Raw genomic sequence first — 17,263 nt, 5'->3', positions numbered from 1 at the left:
AATAGAGCCATGACAGATATCGAATTAAAAGACGGCGAGCGCGTCAACCAACTCTTTTCAAGTGATGTAAAAATCATACAAAATCGGGAAGTTTTTAGTTACTCCGTAGATAGCGTCCTGCTCTCACGTTTTCCAAAATTGCCCAAGCGAGGATTGATCGTGGATCTCTGCGCTGGAAATGGAGCTGTGGGACTATTTGCAAGTACCCGAACAGAGGCTCAGATCATTGGTGTCGAAATTCAGGAACGTTTAGCAGATATGGCTACCCGCTCCATTGCCCTCAATGACTTGAACCAGCAAATGTCCATGATCACCGATGACCTCAAGCATCTCCCTCGACATATCAAGGGGAGTAAGGTGGATATTATCCTTTGCAATCCTCCTTATTTCAAGGTGGATGAGCATTCCAATCTCAATGAGAGTGAACACTACCTCTTAGCTCGGCATGAAATTACCACCAATTTAGATGAGATTTGCCATGTGGCTCAGCGGGTTCTCAAATCAAATGGTCGCTTAGCGATGGTCCATCGTCCAGATCGCTTTTTAGATATCATCGAAACTATGAAACGATACAATCTTGCACCTAAACGGATCCAGTTTGTCTATCCAAAAGTGACCAAAGAGGCGAATATGTTGTTGATTGAGGCGATCAAGGATGGCTCACTGGATGGTTTAAAAATTCTGCCTCCCCTCTTTATTCACAATGAAGACGGCAGCTATACAGACGAGATTCATGAGATCTACTATGGAAACTAAAGCTTACATGTATGTCCTAGAGTGTGCGGATGGCTCCCTCTACACTGGCTACACCACGGATGTCGAAAAACGCCTAAAGACTCACAATGCTGGAAAAGGCGCCAAATACACACGGGCTCGTCTCCCTGTTAAACTTCTTTACCAAGAATCCTATCCAGATAAACCCTCTGCTATGTCTGCCGAGGCTCTCTTTAAAAAGAAATCGCGCCAAGCAAAGCTAAACTATATCAAAAAGAACCGTCGAACTCCATAGTCCAACGGTTTTTCATTTACAAAATGGTGATACGGTACTGGTGACTCCGTGTCTCTTGGGGAGCCAACTGGATCACACCTTTTTTATCTTCGAAGAAATCGCCCTCTTCTGCAGATGTGGAAATACCCGTCCAAGGCTCCAAGGCAATGAAAGGACCCTTGTTATTGGTAGACCAAAGGACGAGATTCTCAAAATCTGCAAAGGCAAATTCCAAACCTTTACCAGATTTTTTCGAGAGGAGCTGCACAGATTTAGAAGCTAATTGATCTAAAATAATGGCGTCTTTTTCAAATAGTTCATGGCGCAAAGGTAGGCTACGACTATGGTCTAAAAATGGCGTCCGCTGCAGGCGATCAACCAAACCGGTTTCTGTGAACAAGAGAGGAACGCTACAGCTTTCTTCTTTTTCAAAAATCAACTCGTAGTCTTCATAGTCTTCATCTGCTAAAAGGGGACAACGAAAGGCTGGATGCCCTCCAATGAAATAAGGCATGACTTGATCTGACTCTAGATTTTGCACGCGATAGGTGATAGTGATTTCTTTTCCTTTCAATTCATAAGCGATTTCCACTCGAAAATGGTAGGGATAATTTTGTAAGCTTTCGTCGTTAGAGGTAATTTCAAAGACAAGACGATGGTCTGTTTGTTCTTTTAGTTCAAACTCTCTTTTGCGAATGAGGCCGTGTCTTGGAAGCTGGCCTGTCTTCACTCCATCTTTTAGATGATACTGCACTTGGCCATTACGAACACTCCCGCAAATCGGAAACAGAACCGGCGCTTGTCCTGACCAATACTCTGGGTCCCCCTGCCAGAGATATTCTATGCCTTCCTTACTTCGAATGGAGCTCAATTCCCCACCAAATGTCTTACATTGTACTTCTAGATCATCATTTTTTAATGCAATCACCATGGGCGACACCTCTTTATAATTAGTATAGTTATTATATTCATTATAACCTTTTAGAAAAGATTGTCAATTTTTATTTTTCTAGTCAAAAATTTTTAAAAAAATAAGAAAAAATTCTTGACAAAGCTTAGAAATAATTGTAGACTTAATATGTTAACAGAAATATTCCATTTTAGGAATTCATTCTTTCTGTTGTCTGACTTTTTTGGATGCTCCTTATCATGATACATTTTTCTAAAAGAGTCAGTTATCATTTAGGTCTCCTTATAAATATACAAGGGTTAACAGCTAGTTAACCCTTGTATTTTTGATTTTCATATAAAAACGGCCTATTGCTAGACCGTTCTTAGGGCTTATTTATCCCCTTTGTTGCGGATAACAAATCCATTTTTCTTTTCATTGGAAGTACGATGAGGACGTTTGTTGCCTTTGCCTTCAAAGTCTCGGCTATTTTTATTGGACTTGCGTTTGAAATCACGGCGTCCACCTTCACGGTCATCTCTGCGATTTCGGTCACGGCGTTGGTCTCCACGACGACCATTTCCACGGCCACCTTTGCCTTTTCCACCAAAGCCACCACCAGATGGTTTAAATGGCAATGGTTTTTCACGCGCAATTTCAACTTCTGGAAGGCTGTCTGGATCTTGAACGGTCAAGCTCAAAATATACATGGCCAATTCTTCAGGAGTGAATTCTGCAGCCAATTTGCGAGCATCCTTGCCAAACTTCTCAAAGTTGGTCCGGATTTTTTCATCTTCAAAGTCTCGCTCAATTTTCTTCAGTGCTACTTGTTTTTTAGCTTGGAAGGCTTCTTCCGCTGTTGCAGGTTTCATTCCCTTCATCCGCTTTTTAGTCAAGTTCTCAATGATTTGCAAATAGCCCATTTCATTTGGCGATACAAAGGTAATGGATTGCCCTGTTTTCCCAGCACGACCTGTCCGTCCGATCCGGTGAACATAGCTTTCTGGATCTTGTGGAATATCGTAGTTGTAGACATGGGTAACACCTGAAATATCCAAGCCACGTGCCGCAACGTCTGTTGCTACCAAGACGTCCAAGTTCCCATTTTTAAAGTCACGAAGCACTCGGAGGCGTTTGTTTTGATCCAAATCTCCGTGAATCCCTTCTGCTCGGAAACCACGGATCTTCAAGCCACGCGTCAATTCATCGACCCGACGTTTCGTCCGACCAAAGACAATGGCAAGCTCCGGTTGCTCGACATCCATCAAGCGGGTCATGGTATCAAACTTTTCGCCCTCTTTGACACGGATATAGTATTGATCGACCAAATCGGTGGTCAATTCTTTGGCTGCGATCTTAACGTGTTCGGGCTCTTTCATAAACTGAACACCGATACGCTTGATCGCTTCTGGCAGCGTTGCTGAAAAGAGCAAGGTCTGGCGTGTTTCCGGAACACGGCTAATGATAGCTTCGATATCTTCCAAGAAGCCCATATTGAGCATTTCATCTGCTTCATCCAGGATCAAGGTTTCAATATGATCGAGTTTCAAGGCCTTGCGCTTGATCAAATCTAGCAAACGTCCAGGTGTTCCCACAACGATGTGAGCGCCTGACTTCAAAGCTTTAATTTGCTTTTCAATGCTTGATCCACCATAGACAGAGCGAACCTTGACACCCTTACTGCGTCCAAAGCGGAAGAGTTCTTCCTGACTTTGAACCGCCAACTCACGTGTCGGGGCAATAACAAGGGCTTGGATTACTGTGTTATCAACATCAATCTTCTCCAAAGTTGGAAGACCAAAAGCAGCCGTTTTACCGGTCCCTGTTTGTGCCTGACCAATGACATCTTTTCCTTCAAGGGCCAAAGGAATGGTTTGTTCTTGGATGGGGCTTGCTTCTACAAAGCCAGCTTTTTCGATTTCTGCTAATAATTCAGCAGATAAGTTAAATTCATTGAATTTCAATTCTTTCTTCTTTCTAAAAAGTGGTGCGAAGCCACTTTATCAAACTTCTTTCAATGCGAAAACGCACTGATTGCATAGGAAGTCACCTTCCCGGTTACCTGTCGCAAGACTCATCTAAAGAAAAAATCAGTTTGTCTGTTTGAGACTACATTTTCTTTAGAGAAAAATGTTTTGCGTCCTAACGGATGTTGTTGACTAGAATCGTTTTTTCAAACAAATAGGCAACATGATCCTACTTGCGGGAGTCTTCTTTCGAACAGAATCCTTCCATCTGTTCTGCCTCCCTACCATTTCTCTCATACAAGTTTGCAACTTATCTAGTATAACACAATGAAGAGCCAAATGATAGTCACAGGAGACTAATTTTATTTTTTAGGAAAAAATCTTAGATAGCTTAAGATTATAAAAGCACCCCTAAACCTAGCCAGGACTGGTTTTCTTCTTGTAACCATTTCAGATACTTCATCATAGGAGTATAAAAACTTCGGAAAAACTTTTTTTGGTAGTTCTTGCGTTTTTACAAATAAATATGTATAATACAGTTAGTATCTAAAATATTTCTGTATAAAGAAATAGGATCATTTTATCTGATTCAACGATTTATTCTAAGTTCTGATTTATTTAGAACCACTCAGTACTATTAAATCTACTCCTACTATTTCCAAGAAGATTTTGTACAGTCGATGAACTATTCACACTGCCCCTTCTTTGGAGAGGAGGGCAGGTGTCTAGATGGTTCCTATTTCTCAGATTATTCTAGATACGAAGAGGCTCGGATTTCTCCAAGCCTCTTTTTTTTATCTTTTTTTCACAATCCACCGCATGACCTTTGCCAAAATGAGCCATAATATAAAGCTACATACGGATACATAAATCCAAGCATTAGGATCCTCTGTCATCGGAAGAGGGATATTCATTCCAAAGAAACCGGTGATAACGGCTAAAACCGCCAACAAGGCTTCAAAGATGGTTAGGGTGGTCAAGTTGTCATTCAAGTTGTTGTTTAGGATATTGTTGTAAGATCCTGACAACTGTTGCAAGACATTGGAAATCAACTCAGTCATCGAAACCAACTGACGCGCTTCGATCATGGCATCATCAAACTGCTCTTTTTCAACATCATTCATCCTGCGATAAATGACATGCGCTTTGATATGTTCTAGCAACATCCGATTTTGCTTAGCAGCTGCGACCAGATAGACCATACCGGTCTCAAGGTCAGACAGGGCATAAAGATTCTTGGTCGTCGTTGTCTTTCGAAGCAAACGGTTGAGTTCATCCTTGTGCTTATCTAAGCGATCAATAATCGGATAATAAGCATTACTGATCATTTCAAGACCTGCAAAAAGCAACTTATAGATCGACAGCTCCCCATGGCTTTCCAAATAGCGAACCATTTGTTCAATGATATAGGCATTGTCCTGATTACTGATGGTCACGAGTCGCGTATCTTGAACGATAAAGGTCATGGGTATGGTTTCGTAATATTCCTTGTCCTTTTCTAAATCCAATACATTGTAGATAAAGGTGATCGTTCCGTTTTCTCGATTGTAATCCATATGGGCACGTTCGTTCTTATCCATCGCGTACTCAATGGTTTCTTTGTCAATATCGTATTTTTTATAAAGATATGAATTTTCAGCAATCAAATCCGAGTCGATATTGATCCATTTCCGATCTTGACCCAATTGTTTATCGATAAACATTCCGTCTCCTTTCTCAACTGTTCTCTATCAACATGATTTTTTATTTAAAGACCGCACTGGCTAATGCTTGCTGGATTTCAATGACACTGTTGTCACTCTTGAATTGTAAAACTTCTGAAGGTTCCACTGCTGAAGAGACCCAGATTTTTAATTCAGCATCCAAATCAAAATGACCGGAAGTTTCTACTGAAAATCGAGAGATGGAGCGATAAGGAAGGGATTTGTAGGAAGTTTTCTTTCCTGTTACTCCTTGCTTATCCACCAAGATCAAACGAAACTCGGTAAAGACGATCAAATCACGAATCAGGCTAAAAGCGAGAGTGACTTGCTCTCCAGGCACCAAAATATCTTCCAGATCTCTTTCTACTTTGTCAACATTTTTTTGAGAGGCATTGCCCATCAAACCACTTAATAATCCCATCATTTCTCCTTTATAAGCGAAAACGGACAAGATTCCGTTTTCTTATTTCTATTGTCATGGATCGGTTTTGAAAACTTTCCTTATCCCATCTTTTCTTCCAACTCAACGTCTGGATACTTGTCCGCAAACCAACGGAGGGCAAAGTCGTTTTCAAAGAGGAAGACAGGCTGGTCAAAACGGTCTTTGGCCAAGATGTTTCGACTTGAAGACATACGCTCATCTAAATCTTCTGGTTTGATCCAACGAACGGTCTTTTTACCCATTGGGCTCATGACCACTTCGGCATTGTATTCATTTTCCATGCGGTGCTTGAAGACTTCAAACTGGAGTTGCCCAACAGCACCTAGCATGTATTCACCTGTTTGGTAGTTGGTATAAAGCTGGATAGCTCCTTCTTGCACCAATTGCTCAATCCCCTTGTGGAAGGATTTTTGCTTCATGACATTCTTAGCAGATACCTTCATGAAGATTTCAGGCGTAAAGGTTGGCAGTGGTTCAAATTCGAACTTATTTTTACCAACTGTCAGCGTATCTCCAACCTGATAAGTACCAGTATCGTAAACCCCGATGATGTCTCCTGCTACGGCATTGCTGACATTTTCACGGCTTTCGGCCATAAACTGAGTGACATTTGATAGCTTAGCCCCCTTACCAGTACGAGGCAGGTTAACGCTCATGCCCCGCTCAAACTCGCCCGATACAATTCGAACAAAGGCAATCCGGTCACGGTGACGAGGGTCCATGTTGGCTTGGATTTTAAAGACAAATCCTGAGAAATCCTTATCATAAGGGTCGACAAGCTCTCCATCTGTCTTCTTGTGGCCATGTGGTTCTGGAGCAAACTTCAAGAAGGTTTCTAAGAAAGTCTGCACCCCAAAGTTCGTCAAAGCGGATCCAAAGAAGACTGGTGTTAATTCACCCGCAAGGATGGCTTCTTCTGAGAATTCATTTCCAGCTTCTTGCAAAAGTTCGATATCGTCTTTCACCTGCTCGTAGAATGGATTGTTAGCAAAGAGCTTGTCTCCATCTTCTAGACTCGCAAAGCGTTCATCCCCTTTGTAGAGTTCCAAGCGTTGATTATAGAGGTCGTAAAGCCCCTCAAAGGCTTTCCCCATCCCGATCGGCCAGTTCATTGGGTAACTGGCGATGCCCAAGACTTCTTCCAATTCTTGCAAGAGGTCCAGTGGCTCACGTCCATCACGGTCCAGCTTGTTCATAAAGGTAAAGACTGGAATGCCTCGGTGTTTCACAACCTCAAACAATTTCTTGGTTTGGGCCTCGATACCCTTGGCAGAGTCTACAACCATAACCGCCGCATCCACCGCCATCAAGGTCCGGTAAGTATCTTCTGAGAAGTCCTCGTGCCCTGGGGTATCAAGGATATTAACGCGTTTACCATCGTAGTCAAACTGCATGACAGATGAGGTTACGGAAATCCCACGTTGTTTCTCAATGTCCATCCAGTCGGATTTAGCAAAGTTTCCTGTTTTCTTCCCTTTGACAGTACCGGCTTCCCGAATCTCTCCCCCAAAGTAGAGCAACTGCTCAGTAATCGTCGTTTTACCAGCATCCGGGTGGGAGATGATGGCAAAGGTACGGCGTTTTTTAATTTCTTCTTGTACGTTCATGTTCCTAATTCTTTCTCTTCTTATTTTTTGATAAATTTACAAATTCATCTCTACATCGGATCTCTCCTCAATTTCTCTATCTGTCCTATTATAGCGAAAATAGGCACTTTTTTCAACGATGATTCTTCTTTGAGAGCAAAAAGAAAGACTAAAATCCGTAGATTCTAGTCTAATTCAATCATATTTATTTTCTCACTTTCACTCGCTCACTTCTGCGACTGAAGAACTGATTAAAGAGTAATAAAGCAAGGGCTAAAATACTGGATACAACCAGATAGTTGAGCCACACCTTATCCCCTCTCATAATCGGAGGGCGGGCCATCAAGCCGTAATTTCCTCCCGTCAATTGATTGACTCCAACCAGGAATAAATCTAAGGCAAAGGTATAGAGAACAATCTGACTATTTTTTAATTGGTTTCGATCATACCATCTCAAAAGATAAATCAAGGAATTGATGAGGAGACAGTAATGTCCGAGGAGGAAAGAAAAACTCGTAATATGAGGGAAAGTGTAGGGATCAAAGACTGGATAGCCCAAAGCAAAGATGGCTCCACTCACTCCCATCAAGGCAAAGAACTGTTTGCTTTTCCATCGGTCTGGTAAAAACAAGACCGCAAACATGGCCAAGCGGCAATGGTAAAAAGGTAAGCTATTGGACCATGGAATGTGGTAGGCAAAATACCAAAGATACAAGCAAATTAACTGGAAGCCCTGTAAGTATTGAAAACATTTGCGAAATTGCTCATTCTGATAATAGCGAAGTGACATCATAATCGCTGTCACAACGAACAAGACCATCACACTATACCAAGTTACTGAGATTGCTGGTGGTGCTGTTGATTCTGTAGTGAAAAAATGATGCATAAAATCTCCTTATTTAAACAGATTTAGGTATTCTTCTTTTCTTACTGTACTGAACGATCGTATTGATGAAAATCAGTGTCCCCGTCATGAGAACTGTCACGATCAAATAGTTGAGCACAAGGCCATGGTCACCGATCACAGGAGGGCGACGCATAAAGCCGTAGTTTCCACCCGTTGCGAGATTCGCAAGCTGAATAATGGCATTGACCCCAAACGTCATCTGACAGATTTTCCAAACAGCCCCTTCTTCCACCTGGTAGGATTGAACCAGATAGATCAAACAGTTGGCCAGGAGAGCCCAGTGACCAAAGACATTGTTGATCGAGGATACGTGAGGAAAAGGATAGGGATAAAAAACAGGATGAACCAAGGCCATAATGGAGCCAAAGACTCCCACGAGAGCAAAATATTGTTTGAAGCTGCCCTTGGGAGCCAAAAGAATGATCCACATGGCCATCCGGCTATGATAAAAAGGAAGACTCTCTGAAAAAGGCAAGCGAGCTGCTAAATACCAAGAGTTGATAATGAGCAACTGGATCAACTGCCCCCAATACCAAAAGTTTTGATAGCCTTTGGAAGAAGCAAATCGAATAGACAGAAGCCCCACCACTACCAATGAGGTCGGCAACAAGAAATACCAAGCCCCCAATTGAGGAGGGGCCGTTGGTTGACTGGTGAAAAATAAGTCCCAAAGTGTCATGATTTCTTTCCCTTATCTGCTCTTTTTATTCTGAGCGCGAAACTATACTCTTTTCGACCATCTTGTATTTGTATTTATAGCGTTGATTGACCAAGCAAATACCCGCCACCATCACGATGCTGACCAAGAGGTAGTTCAAGAGAGCACCGTGGTCTCCAATGATTGGTGGACGTCGTAAGAAGCCGTAATCTCCTCTGGTCAAGAGGTTGACCAAAAAGATGACGGCATTCATGCCAAAGGTGATCTTAACAATTCGTAGGCTGTCTTGTTTTTCCGACTGATAAAAATCTTGCAGGTAAATCAAACTATTGGCAAACAAGGCCCAGTGACTAAAAATCAGATTGAGCACGGTAATATGGGGGAATGGGAAGGGGTCAAAGGCTGGATAAACCAAGGCCGCGATGGATCCTAGAACTCCCAACAAGGCAAAATATTGCTTGATATAGGTTCCTCTCGGTGCAAAGAGGATCGCAAGCATGGCCAAGCGACAATGATAAAAAGGCAAATTATCTGTCAGAGGCATGTGGGCGAGAATATACCAAGCATTGATGGTCAAGACTTGAATCAATTGTGCCCCGTACCAAAAGCGCTGGTAGCTTTTTGACTGCGCATATTTGATAGAAAAGTAGCCAACCACCAACAAGGAAGCTGGTAGGAAAAAATACCAGAGCCCAAATTCAGGCGGGGCTGATTTTTGGTTCGTAAACAATAAATCCCAAAGTGTCATTTTTATATCCTTTTAATTTATAGATCGTTTTTAATCACAATACAAATCTCGTTTCCCATCATAAACCTCCCAAAGGAAATTCAATTGTTCTTCTGTATTGCGCTTGGTAGAAAGAGCAGGCATCTTCTCTCTCTCAAAAAAGGCAAGATCGGAAATTTCCTGATTCTGTTGAAAACTTCCATCCAGCAATTCACATTCAAATACCAATTTCACATATTGGCGGCTTTGCAATTGGTAGCGATTGGTGTCAAATACTGCCAACAACCGATTGACACGTGCTACATAGCCCGTTTCTTCTTGAATTTCCTTTAAAATATTTTCTTTAGGAGAATAGCCAACCTCACCAAAACCACCTGGCAAAGCCCAGGTCTCTTCTCCCTGACCTTTCACCAGACAAAGTTTTCTATCTTTGACAATCCAAGCCCTAACATCAATTAAGGGGGTGTCATAATAGTTTGTCGGTCGAAACAAATCCGATAATTCTTGTGAATTCAGATCAGTCGTTTCTCTCACAAGATCCTGTAAAATTTCACGAATATCCTGGTAGCGCTCTTGATCAAATGGATCTTTTGAGAAGGCTAAGCCTGTATTGGTGATTGAAATCAAGCGCTGAATGTCCTTCAGTACATTATTACTTACCATTCTCCAACTCCTCTACCAATTTGGCTAGATTCATGGAATTGCTTCCCTTGATGAGGATTTGGTCTTGCTCTTTCAAACTTTCCTTGACTTGTTTGACCATGTCCTCAAACTGGTCTTCCTCAGCTGTCTTCTTGAAATAATAGACATGTCCGAGTGGGAACATCTGACTCGCTAACTGAGCCAATCCCGCAATGTCTTGGCCATAGAAAATAACCGTATCCAAGACATCTGGCGAGAGGCTGAGGATCATTTGGTTGTGCAGATCAATAGATTGCTCCCCTAGTTCTTTCATATCTGCCAGGACGGCTAATTTTCGACCATTTGGATTAGCAGGAATAGTCGAGAAAGTTTCTAAGATTAGGCGCATAGCCGTTGGATTGGCATTGTAGACATCGGATAGGATATCCGCTCCATTACTGGCCTTTTTCCATTCTGTCCGGTTGCGCGTTAATTGCAAGGTTTCAAAACTATCACGAATCGCAGCTTCACTTACTCCTTCTTTCAAGGCAACATAAGCTGCAATCATAGCATTGGTCGCATTGTATTTTCCTGTTACCGGAAGATCAATCGCTTCTTCTAAGAAATTAGCTCGGAAAGTTAAGCTATCCTTTCGCTCGATTAACTCGGTAATAAAAATCTCCTCGTCTGGACCAAAGCGGACGACTGTTTGATTTTCAGGGAGGTAGGTATTGACGATCGGATCAGCGGGAACCACCAGAAGACCACCTTCTGGCATCCCGTCCGCAATCTGGAGTTTTCCTTTTGCGATCTCACTTCGATCTTTAAAGAATTCCAAATGGGCTTCCCCAATCAAGGTGACAATAGCAGCTTTTGGATGCGCCAGTTCTGACAAGAGATGGATATCTCCTAGATGGTCTTGCCCCATTTCAAGGACCAGTTTGTCTGTCCCTTCTGGCATATGCAAAACCGTATAAGGCAGACCAATTTCGTTATTATAGTTCCCTTGTGTTTTATAGGTCAGGTAGGTGGTGGACAAAAGCTGTGCCAACATATCTTTTGTGGTGGTTTTACCATTTGACCCCGTCACTGCAAAAACATCTACTTTTGTCTTTTGAAGATAGGCTGCAGCTAATGTTTGAAAAGCACTCAGCACATCTTCCACCAAAATATAAGGGTGGCCTTCTACCACTTTCTCTGAAAAAGTGGCTACGGCTCCATTTTCAAAAGCAGTCTCAATAAAGTCATGACCATCACGCGCTCCCTTTAAAGGAACAAACAGGTCTCCAGGCCCAATCAAACGGCTGTCAAATTCCGGCTTGACGAGGGCCACATCTTCAAATTGGCTGATATCATTTTTTGCATGTACTAGATGAGCAACTTCATGTAATGTGAGATTCATATCCGACTCCTCAGTTCTCCGTAGCGTCCTCAAAGATTTGGACGCTCCTATCAAATTCTTCTCATTATACCATATTCTAGACCACAAAAAAAGTGGCTGGGACAGAAGTCCTAGCCTCTTGATTGTTTTTGGATTGTCGAGCAAGACGCAGTGGTTGAGTGGGCTCTACTACACTGATTTCATCAGCTTTTACAGCCCTACTCAACTGTGCGGAGGTGGGACAGAAATCGAATTCTAACAAATTACCGATTTCTGTCCCACTCTCTCTTTTCTTACAACAAATGCGCTTCGTGTTTTTGGAAGACTTCTTTTCCAAGCTCTACTAACTTGGTGATCAAATCTGTATAGTTGAGTCCCATATTGTCCCAAAGCAAGGGATACATAGACCATTGGGTAAATCCTGGCATGGTATTGAGTTCGTTTAAGAAGATGTCTCCTTTATCGGTATAGAAGAAATCACAGCGAGCTAAGCCCAAACCACCGATTGCACGAAAAGCTTTTTCTGCGTTGGTCCGCATGATTTTCACAACCTCAGGGTCCAATTGAGCTGGAATCGCCATGGTAATTTTGTTGTCGATGTATTTGGCATCATAATCATAGAAGGCCACATCTTTCACAACTTCACCTGGCAAGGTGCTCTTCACATCATAGTTTCCAAGCAGTCCAACTTCGATCTCACGCGCATTAACCCCTTGTTCTACTAAGACACGGCTATCGTATTTGAATGCTAATTCAAGAGCAGCCCGAAGCTCTGTTTGGTTTTCAGATTTTGAAATCCCTACGCTTGAACCCATATTGGATGGTTTGGTAAAGACAGGGTAAGAAAGATTGGCTTCAATTGCAGCAATTTTCTCATCCACGTCATCGCCTTCCACTACAGCTACATAAGGAACTTGCGGAATTCCTGCAGACTCCAAGACCCGTTTGGTCGTGATCTTGTCCATCGCAACACTGGAAGCTAGGATGCCACAGCCGACATAAGGCATCTTCAAGACTTCTAAGAAGCCTTGAATGGAACCATCTTCTCCCATCGGTCCATGAAGAACTGGAAAGACTACTGCTCCTTCCTTGTAAATCGCAGATGGAGCCACTTTTTTAGACCAGTCCACTGTCTCATTGGTCATCAATTTCTCATCATCCGCTGGTTTCTCTTCAAAAGCTTGCGTCTGGATGAAGTCTCCTGACTGCGTAATAAAGTAGGTTTGAACCGAAAATGCTTGGTAATCAATCGCGCGCATCACGCTTTCTGCTGAAAGAACAGATACTTCACGTTCTGCACTACGTCCACCATACAACAGGATTAAGTCTTGTTTGCTCATAGTTTCTCCCTAATTGTTCCCTTGATTTCTTACTTGATAGTATACCACAATGATAGCCCTTTCGAAAGAACTTCTCTTATAATTCTGTCCGATTTTCGATCGCACGAAGCAAGGTCACTTCGTCCGCATACTCGATATCGGCTCCAACTGCCAGTCCTCGTGCCAAACGGGTCACTTTGATCCCTGCTGGCTTGAGCACACGCGAGATATACATAGATGTCGCTTCCCCGTCTGCCGTCGCATTGGTAGCAACAATGACCTCAGTGACTGTTCCATCCATCAAGCGACTAATCAAACTCTTGAGATTGATATCATCGGGTCCCACGCCATTCATAGGCGAGATCAAGCCATGCAAGACATGATAGCGACCGTGGTATTCCTGGATATTCTCCATAGCAGATACATCCCGGCTATCTTCTACAACCAGAATGAGGGATGGATCCCGCGTTTCATCTCGACAAATCTCGCAGGTTTCTTCATCGGTTAAATTGCCACAAATACTGCAATACCCTAGCTCACGCTTGGCATTCAGTAAGTTCTTGGCAAATTCATTGACATCATCATCTGACATACCAATGGTGTAAAAAGCCAGACGAGTCGCTGTTTTGATCCCAATTCCTGGCAACTTCGAATAGCTGTCAATTAATTTTGCAATAGGTGCTGGATAAAGCATAGTTTCCTTTCTAATTCATCGGGTGTTTCTGATTGTATAAGTTAATAATGTCACGTGTAATGGAATGACTGACTGTCGCTTGTAGATTGGTATTATGTGGAAAGACCACCGCTACCGCAATCTTTGGATTGTTTGACGGTGCATAAGCCACCACATTGGTATTAATGGCTTGTTTGCCTCCATCGACTGTGGTTTCGGCCGTACCTGTCTTGGCACTAATGGAGACACTGGCACCTTGACCAACAGTTTTCCCTGTCGTCAACCCACTCGTACCATTCGCAACCTGATAGAACCCTTGCTTGATCAAAGCCATGTCCTCCGCTGAGATATGGACCTGATTGAGCTCCTTGGTTTCGATCGCTTTTTTCAACTGACCAAGGCCCCCTTGATCATTATTGTCATAGATGCCTTCGACGACATGAGGACTCACCCTCTTCCCATCATTTGCAACGGTTGCCGCATACTGGGCCAATTGCATCGGCGTATAGTTGTCAAACTGACCAAAGGCATTGGTCAAATAATTGCCGACTGTATACTCTTTCGGGATAAAACCAGTCGATTCATTGGGAAGGTCAATCCCCGTTGATGTTCCAAGACCATACTCTGCAAAAGTAGAGCGCAGTTTTTTCATGGCAGGTTCAACCTGATCCACTTGTAAGGTCATGTTGGGAGTGTAAGGTTGCCCCATCATCTTAAGGGCAATTTGGACCATATAGGTATTGGAAGAGTATTCCAATGCTTCCACCGCATTGATGGAACGACTACCGTATTGGGTAAACCAAGAATTGATAGGAGCGGATCCTGCAAAAACAATCGGCTGATCGGTCAGCACCTGATTCCCAGAAATGGCTCCATTTTCCCATCCAGAAGTCAAGGTCGCTCCTTTGACCACGGATCCTGGAACGAAGACGTTGGTCACTGTTCCCAAAGCATCTGCTGTTAGATCTTGACTACCAGCCTGGTGTTTAATCCCTGCCATGGCAAGGACCTTCCCTGTATCGGGCTCCAGAGCTACGGCATAGACACCTTCGGAGTAGGTCGCATTTCCAGCTTGCAACTCTGCGCTAAAGGCGGAGCGAAGGATATCTTCCACTCCTTTTTGGAAATCCAAATCAATCGAGAGCTTGAGGTTTTCTCCTTTGGCCCCTTTTGAAACATCGACCACTTTCTCCATGTTGCCATTTTTATCTAGGAGAATTTCTTTTTTACTGCGTTTTCCTTGAAGGACATTTTCGTATTCTTTCTCCAAATAAGAGGTACCAACCCGGTCATTGAGAGCATAGCCTTTTTTGACATAGTCCTCAACCTCTTCTGCTGGAAGCCCCGCCTGCTCGGTCGATACGTTTCCAATAATAGAAGCTAGAGGAGTGTCCAAAACCTTGCGGTCCCAGCTGGTCGTGATGGCAATTCCCGGAAGGTCCTGACTGTCCGCTGCGATGGTCGCAATCTGCTCAGCTCCTAGTGCCTGCGTCGTAATGATCCCCGTCGCAAAATTCTCTACCGCATTCATCTGGCTATAGAGATAAATAATCTTTTTCTCATCATCCGTATAGCCGAGTTTTGAAGGGTCGATACTATCCACTGCCGCTTGATAAATCTTGGCTTCCGGCAGGCGGTTGCCATCGGTATCAAATTTCTTTTTCTCAGGCAGGTGTTCCACGACCTCTTGGTAGACCTTGGTATTGGCTAGATAGTAATCCACTTCTTGCCGTTCGGTTACTTGAGGATTTTCTACGTCAACATACTGAAGGAGTTTCCCAGCTGTCTCTCGCATTTCTTGGGCTGTCATTTTACGATCCCGCGTAAAAGTCAGGACCTGTTTTCCCACATTTTCCACCAAGGGCTTACCAGAAGCATCATAGATTTGCCCTCGCACACTCCCTTGTTTGACCGTCTTTTTCGTAGCTTTTGCCAATTTATCCGTATAGTAGGCTTGGTGAGTGATCTGCATATAGCCAAGTCGGGCAATCAGCACCAAAAAAAGAAGGCAAATCAAACTAAACAGCAGGTAGAGTCTGCGTGTAATCGAATGATTCTCAAACTTCCGTATTTTTTTCTTCATGAAATGTTCTATCCTTCTTTTCTAATCAACACTTACCTTCCATTTTACTATTTTTCCAAGAGTATCTCAAGAAAAGGAAGGGTCCTTTTCTCTTTTTTGCAAGGAAAAAAGATTGGACATGCTCGCCCAATCTTTTTTTCTAATAAGTCACAACATTGATTTTTCCTTTGTCATACTCAGCAATGAAAATATCCAAAACGTTGTCATAGCCTTCTTTTTCCAATTCAGCTAGCAACCACTCTTCACTTTTCCCAATTGTTTCCAAAATTTCAAGCTGAACCACACCATCCGTAATGATTGGGTATTTAGGATTTTCATCCCCCGCACGGACAACGATCATTTGACCGTTTTGTTCAATGACAGCTCGTTTCACTCCCTTTAATTGGAAAATTCCTTGTGAACGCAATTTCAAGGCAACGTCTGAAGCAGAAAGTCCCTTGGATCGACAAGCTTCCGGATCAAGCTTCCCATTTTTGATAATGACAGTTGGTTTGCCATCGATCAAGTGCTTCATAAAACGGACATTGGTATTGAGCCATTTTAAGAGTAAGATCAAAATAGTCCACATCAAGAGAATCACAATGTATTGAAGTATGGTAATGGAGCTATTGTAGATGACCCCACCAATAATTCCCCCAAGAACAAAGTTCTGTATCTGGTCTACTGCAGAACTTGGTGCTAAGTTTCCTTTCCCGGTCACATTGATTACAAATACCAAGGAAATCAAGCCGAGAGCTAATTTAATCAAAATGGCTAAAAAATCTACTGTCATTTGTTCACCTCCACAAGTTCCACGTCTGTTTTATACAGATCCATCTTTTCTAATAGGTAGCTATCTGGGTCAGAGCCTGCGATAGCTCGGTAATAAACCTCTCCAACCTTCAGGATCGCCCCATCTGTGGCTGCTGAAGTATTGACATAGACATCTTCTTTTTTGACATCCAACTCCTTTGAGATAACCTCAATAAAACGCAGAGAACGTTGGAATTGGTCATTATTACTTTGGCTATTTTGGAAATTGCTGATGCCGATCAAGACCACTGCAACCAGAGTCAAAATCGAGATAATGGATAATTCACGGAATTTGCCATCTTGCTTATCCCGATAGGCTTTCACCGCAAAAAAACCAGTCAGTAGAATGAGCAAGCCAGATATCCCAATGGTCACCCAGTTTTGCTGGCTGATCTGACCCAATACATAATCATAAGAGTAAAATTTCATAATGAACTCCCTTTCTCCAAATGAATTCAAGCTATTATAATGTATTTCAGGAGAGAATTCAAGGCATTCTAATCAGAAAAAAATATATTTTTTGTTAT

Annotated in this window: 17 protein-coding genes; 2 read left to right on the top strand and 15 right to left on the bottom strand. The window is 42.7% G+C overall.

The window, feature by feature from the left end:
* Positions 1-9: 9 nt before the first annotated feature.
* Both NFR56_RS05850 and NFR56_RS05845 read left to right on the top strand, forming a co-directional pair.
* Positions 10-756 (top strand): tRNA1(Val) (adenine(37)-N6)-methyltransferase, encoded by a 747-nt coding sequence (locus NFR56_RS05850; protein WP_134974721.1) that lies wholly within the window; start codon positions 10-12, stop codon positions 754-756.
* Entirely contained in the window at positions 746-1,009 is a 264-nt protein-coding gene (locus tag NFR56_RS05845) for a GIY-YIG nuclease family protein (protein ID WP_004219743.1), read from the top strand. Before NFR56_RS05850 ends, NFR56_RS05845 begins: the two co-directional genes overlap by 11 nt.
* 16 nt (positions 1,010-1,025) lie before the next feature.
* Here the strand turns inward: NFR56_RS05845 and NFR56_RS05840 are convergent, their stop codons facing one another.
* The 15 genes from NFR56_RS05840 to NFR56_RS05770 all read right to left on the bottom strand — a co-directional run bounded on the left by NFR56_RS05840 (position 1,026) and on the right by NFR56_RS05770 (position 17,165).
* Positions 1,026-1,919, bottom strand: coding sequence for an aldose 1-epimerase family protein (locus NFR56_RS05840; protein ID WP_070505813.1), 894 nt, complete (start codon positions 1,917-1,919; stop codon positions 1,026-1,028).
* Between the two features lie 350 nt (positions 1,920-2,269).
* Entirely contained in the window at positions 2,270-3,841 is a 1,572-nt protein-coding gene (gene cshA / locus NFR56_RS05835) for a degradosome RNA helicase CshA (protein WP_251458112.1), read from the bottom strand.
* Between the two features lie 797 nt (positions 3,842-4,638).
* Positions 4,639-5,547 (bottom strand): magnesium transporter CorA family protein, encoded by a 909-nt coding sequence (locus NFR56_RS05830; RefSeq protein WP_214259755.1) that lies wholly within the window; start codon positions 5,545-5,547, stop codon positions 4,639-4,641.
* 40 nt (positions 5,548-5,587) lie between these two features.
* Positions 5,588-5,968 carry a PH domain-containing protein gene (locus NFR56_RS05825; protein WP_003015210.1) on the bottom strand — a complete coding sequence of 127 codons (381 nt, stop codon included), beginning with the start codon at positions 5,966-5,968 and terminating at the stop codon, positions 5,588-5,590.
* Between the two features lie 80 nt (positions 5,969-6,048).
* A complete protein-coding gene (locus tag NFR56_RS05820) occupies positions 6,049-7,596 on the bottom strand; it encodes a peptide chain release factor 3 (protein ID WP_023917622.1) in 1,548 nt (515 codons plus the stop codon).
* 184 nt (positions 7,597-7,780) lie between these two features.
* Positions 7,781-8,461, bottom strand: coding sequence for a YwaF family protein (locus NFR56_RS05815; protein ID WP_070505817.1), 681 nt, complete (start codon positions 8,459-8,461; stop codon positions 7,781-7,783).
* 13 nt (positions 8,462-8,474) lie between these two features.
* Complete coding sequence (locus NFR56_RS05810; RefSeq protein ID WP_251458109.1) at positions 8,475-9,161, bottom strand: YwaF family protein; 687 nt, start codon at positions 9,159-9,161, stop codon at positions 8,475-8,477.
* Between the two features lie 25 nt (positions 9,162-9,186).
* Positions 9,187-9,888, bottom strand: coding sequence for a YwaF family protein (locus NFR56_RS05805; RefSeq protein ID WP_251458106.1), 702 nt, complete (start codon positions 9,886-9,888; stop codon positions 9,187-9,189).
* Between the two features lie 30 nt (positions 9,889-9,918).
* Positions 9,919-10,530, bottom strand: a complete 612-nt coding sequence (locus NFR56_RS05800) for an NUDIX hydrolase (RefSeq protein WP_003015213.1) — start codon at positions 10,528-10,530, stop codon at positions 9,919-9,921.
* A complete protein-coding gene (locus NFR56_RS05795; protein ID WP_251458103.1) occupies positions 10,520-11,890 on the bottom strand; it encodes a UDP-N-acetylmuramoyl-tripeptide--D-alanyl-D-alanine ligase in 1,371 nt (456 codons plus the stop codon). The genes NFR56_RS05800 and NFR56_RS05795 overlap by 11 nt, the downstream gene beginning before the upstream one ends.
* Before the next feature lie 272 nt (positions 11,891-12,162).
* On the bottom strand, positions 12,163-13,209 hold the full coding sequence (locus tag NFR56_RS05790) for a D-alanine--D-alanine ligase (RefSeq protein WP_251458100.1): 1,047 nt from the start codon (positions 13,207-13,209) through the stop codon (positions 12,163-12,165).
* Between the two features lie 76 nt (positions 13,210-13,285).
* Positions 13,286-13,882: a recombination mediator RecR gene (gene recR, locus NFR56_RS05785; RefSeq protein ID WP_003002450.1), complete on the bottom strand. Its 597-nt coding sequence runs from the start codon at positions 13,880-13,882 to the stop codon at positions 13,286-13,288.
* 10 nt (positions 13,883-13,892) lie between these two features.
* A complete protein-coding gene (gene pbp2b / locus NFR56_RS05780) occupies positions 13,893-15,944 on the bottom strand; it encodes a penicillin-binding protein PBP2B (RefSeq protein ID WP_251458097.1) in 2,052 nt (683 codons plus the stop codon).
* 139 nt (positions 15,945-16,083) lie between these two features.
* A complete protein-coding gene (locus NFR56_RS05775; RefSeq protein ID WP_009732502.1) occupies positions 16,084-16,716 on the bottom strand; it encodes a DUF421 domain-containing protein in 633 nt (210 codons plus the stop codon).
* Positions 16,713-17,165, bottom strand: a complete 453-nt coding sequence (locus NFR56_RS05770) for a DUF3290 family protein (protein WP_251458094.1) — start codon at positions 17,163-17,165, stop codon at positions 16,713-16,715. Before NFR56_RS05770 ends, NFR56_RS05775 begins: the two co-directional genes overlap by 4 nt.
* Positions 17,166-17,263 lie beyond the last annotated feature (98 nt).

Origin of the sequence: Streptococcus caecimuris (assembly GCF_943193075.1) — a bacterium.
In the GTDB taxonomy this organism is placed as follows: domain Bacteria; phylum Bacillota; class Bacilli; order Lactobacillales; family Streptococcaceae; genus Streptococcus; species Streptococcus caecimuris.
This window is presented reverse-complemented; position numbering and strand designations above follow the sequence as displayed.

What these genes read in the sequence shown, in the direction of transcription:
- NFR56_RS05850 (WP_134974721.1), top strand. Translation starts at nt 10, where the DNA reads ATGACAGATATCGAATTAAAAGACGGCGAGCGCGTCAACCAACTCTTT.
- NFR56_RS05845 (WP_004219743.1), top strand. Translation starts at nt 746, where the DNA reads ATGGAAACTAAAGCTTACATGTATGTCCTAGAGTGTGCGGATGGCTCC.
- NFR56_RS05840 (WP_070505813.1), bottom strand. Translation starts at nt 1,919, where the DNA reads ATGGTGATTGCATTAAAAAATGATGATCTAGAAGTACAATGTAAGACA.
- NFR56_RS05830 (WP_214259755.1), bottom strand. Translation starts at nt 5,547, where the DNA reads ATGTTTATCGATAAACAATTGGGTCAAGATCGGAAATGGATCAATATC.
- NFR56_RS05825 (WP_003015210.1), bottom strand. Translation starts at nt 5,968, where the DNA reads ATGGGATTATTAAGTGGTTTGATGGGCAATGCCTCTCAAAAAAATGTT.
- NFR56_RS05820 (WP_023917622.1), bottom strand. Translation starts at nt 7,596, where the DNA reads ATGAACGTACAAGAAGAAATTAAAAAACGCCGTACCTTTGCCATCATC.
- NFR56_RS05815 (WP_070505817.1), bottom strand. Translation starts at nt 8,461, where the DNA reads ATGCATCATTTTTTCACTACAGAATCAACAGCACCACCAGCAATCTCA.
- NFR56_RS05810 (WP_251458109.1), bottom strand. Translation starts at nt 9,161, where the DNA reads ATGACACTTTGGGACTTATTTTTCACCAGTCAACCAACGGCCCCTCCT.
- NFR56_RS05805 (WP_251458106.1), bottom strand. Translation starts at nt 9,888, where the DNA reads ATGACACTTTGGGATTTATTGTTTACGAACCAAAAATCAGCCCCGCCT.
- NFR56_RS05800 (WP_003015213.1), bottom strand. Translation starts at nt 10,530, where the DNA reads ATGGTAAGTAATAATGTACTGAAGGACATTCAGCGCTTGATTTCAATC.
- NFR56_RS05795 (WP_251458103.1), bottom strand. Translation starts at nt 11,890, where the DNA reads ATGAATCTCACATTACATGAAGTTGCTCATCTAGTACATGCAAAAAAT.
- NFR56_RS05790 (WP_251458100.1), bottom strand. Translation starts at nt 13,209, where the DNA reads ATGAGCAAACAAGACTTAATCCTGTTGTATGGTGGACGTAGTGCAGAA.
- recR (WP_003002450.1), bottom strand. Translation starts at nt 13,882, where the DNA reads ATGCTTTATCCAGCACCTATTGCAAAATTAATTGACAGCTATTCGAAG.
- pbp2b (WP_251458097.1), bottom strand. Translation starts at nt 15,944, where the DNA reads ATGAAGAAAAAAATACGGAAGTTTGAGAATCATTCGATTACACGCAGA.
- NFR56_RS05775 (WP_009732502.1), bottom strand. Translation starts at nt 16,716, where the DNA reads ATGACAGTAGATTTTTTAGCCATTTTGATTAAATTAGCTCTCGGCTTG.
- NFR56_RS05770 (WP_251458094.1), bottom strand. Translation starts at nt 17,165, where the DNA reads ATGAAATTTTACTCTTATGATTATGTATTGGGTCAGATCAGCCAGCAA.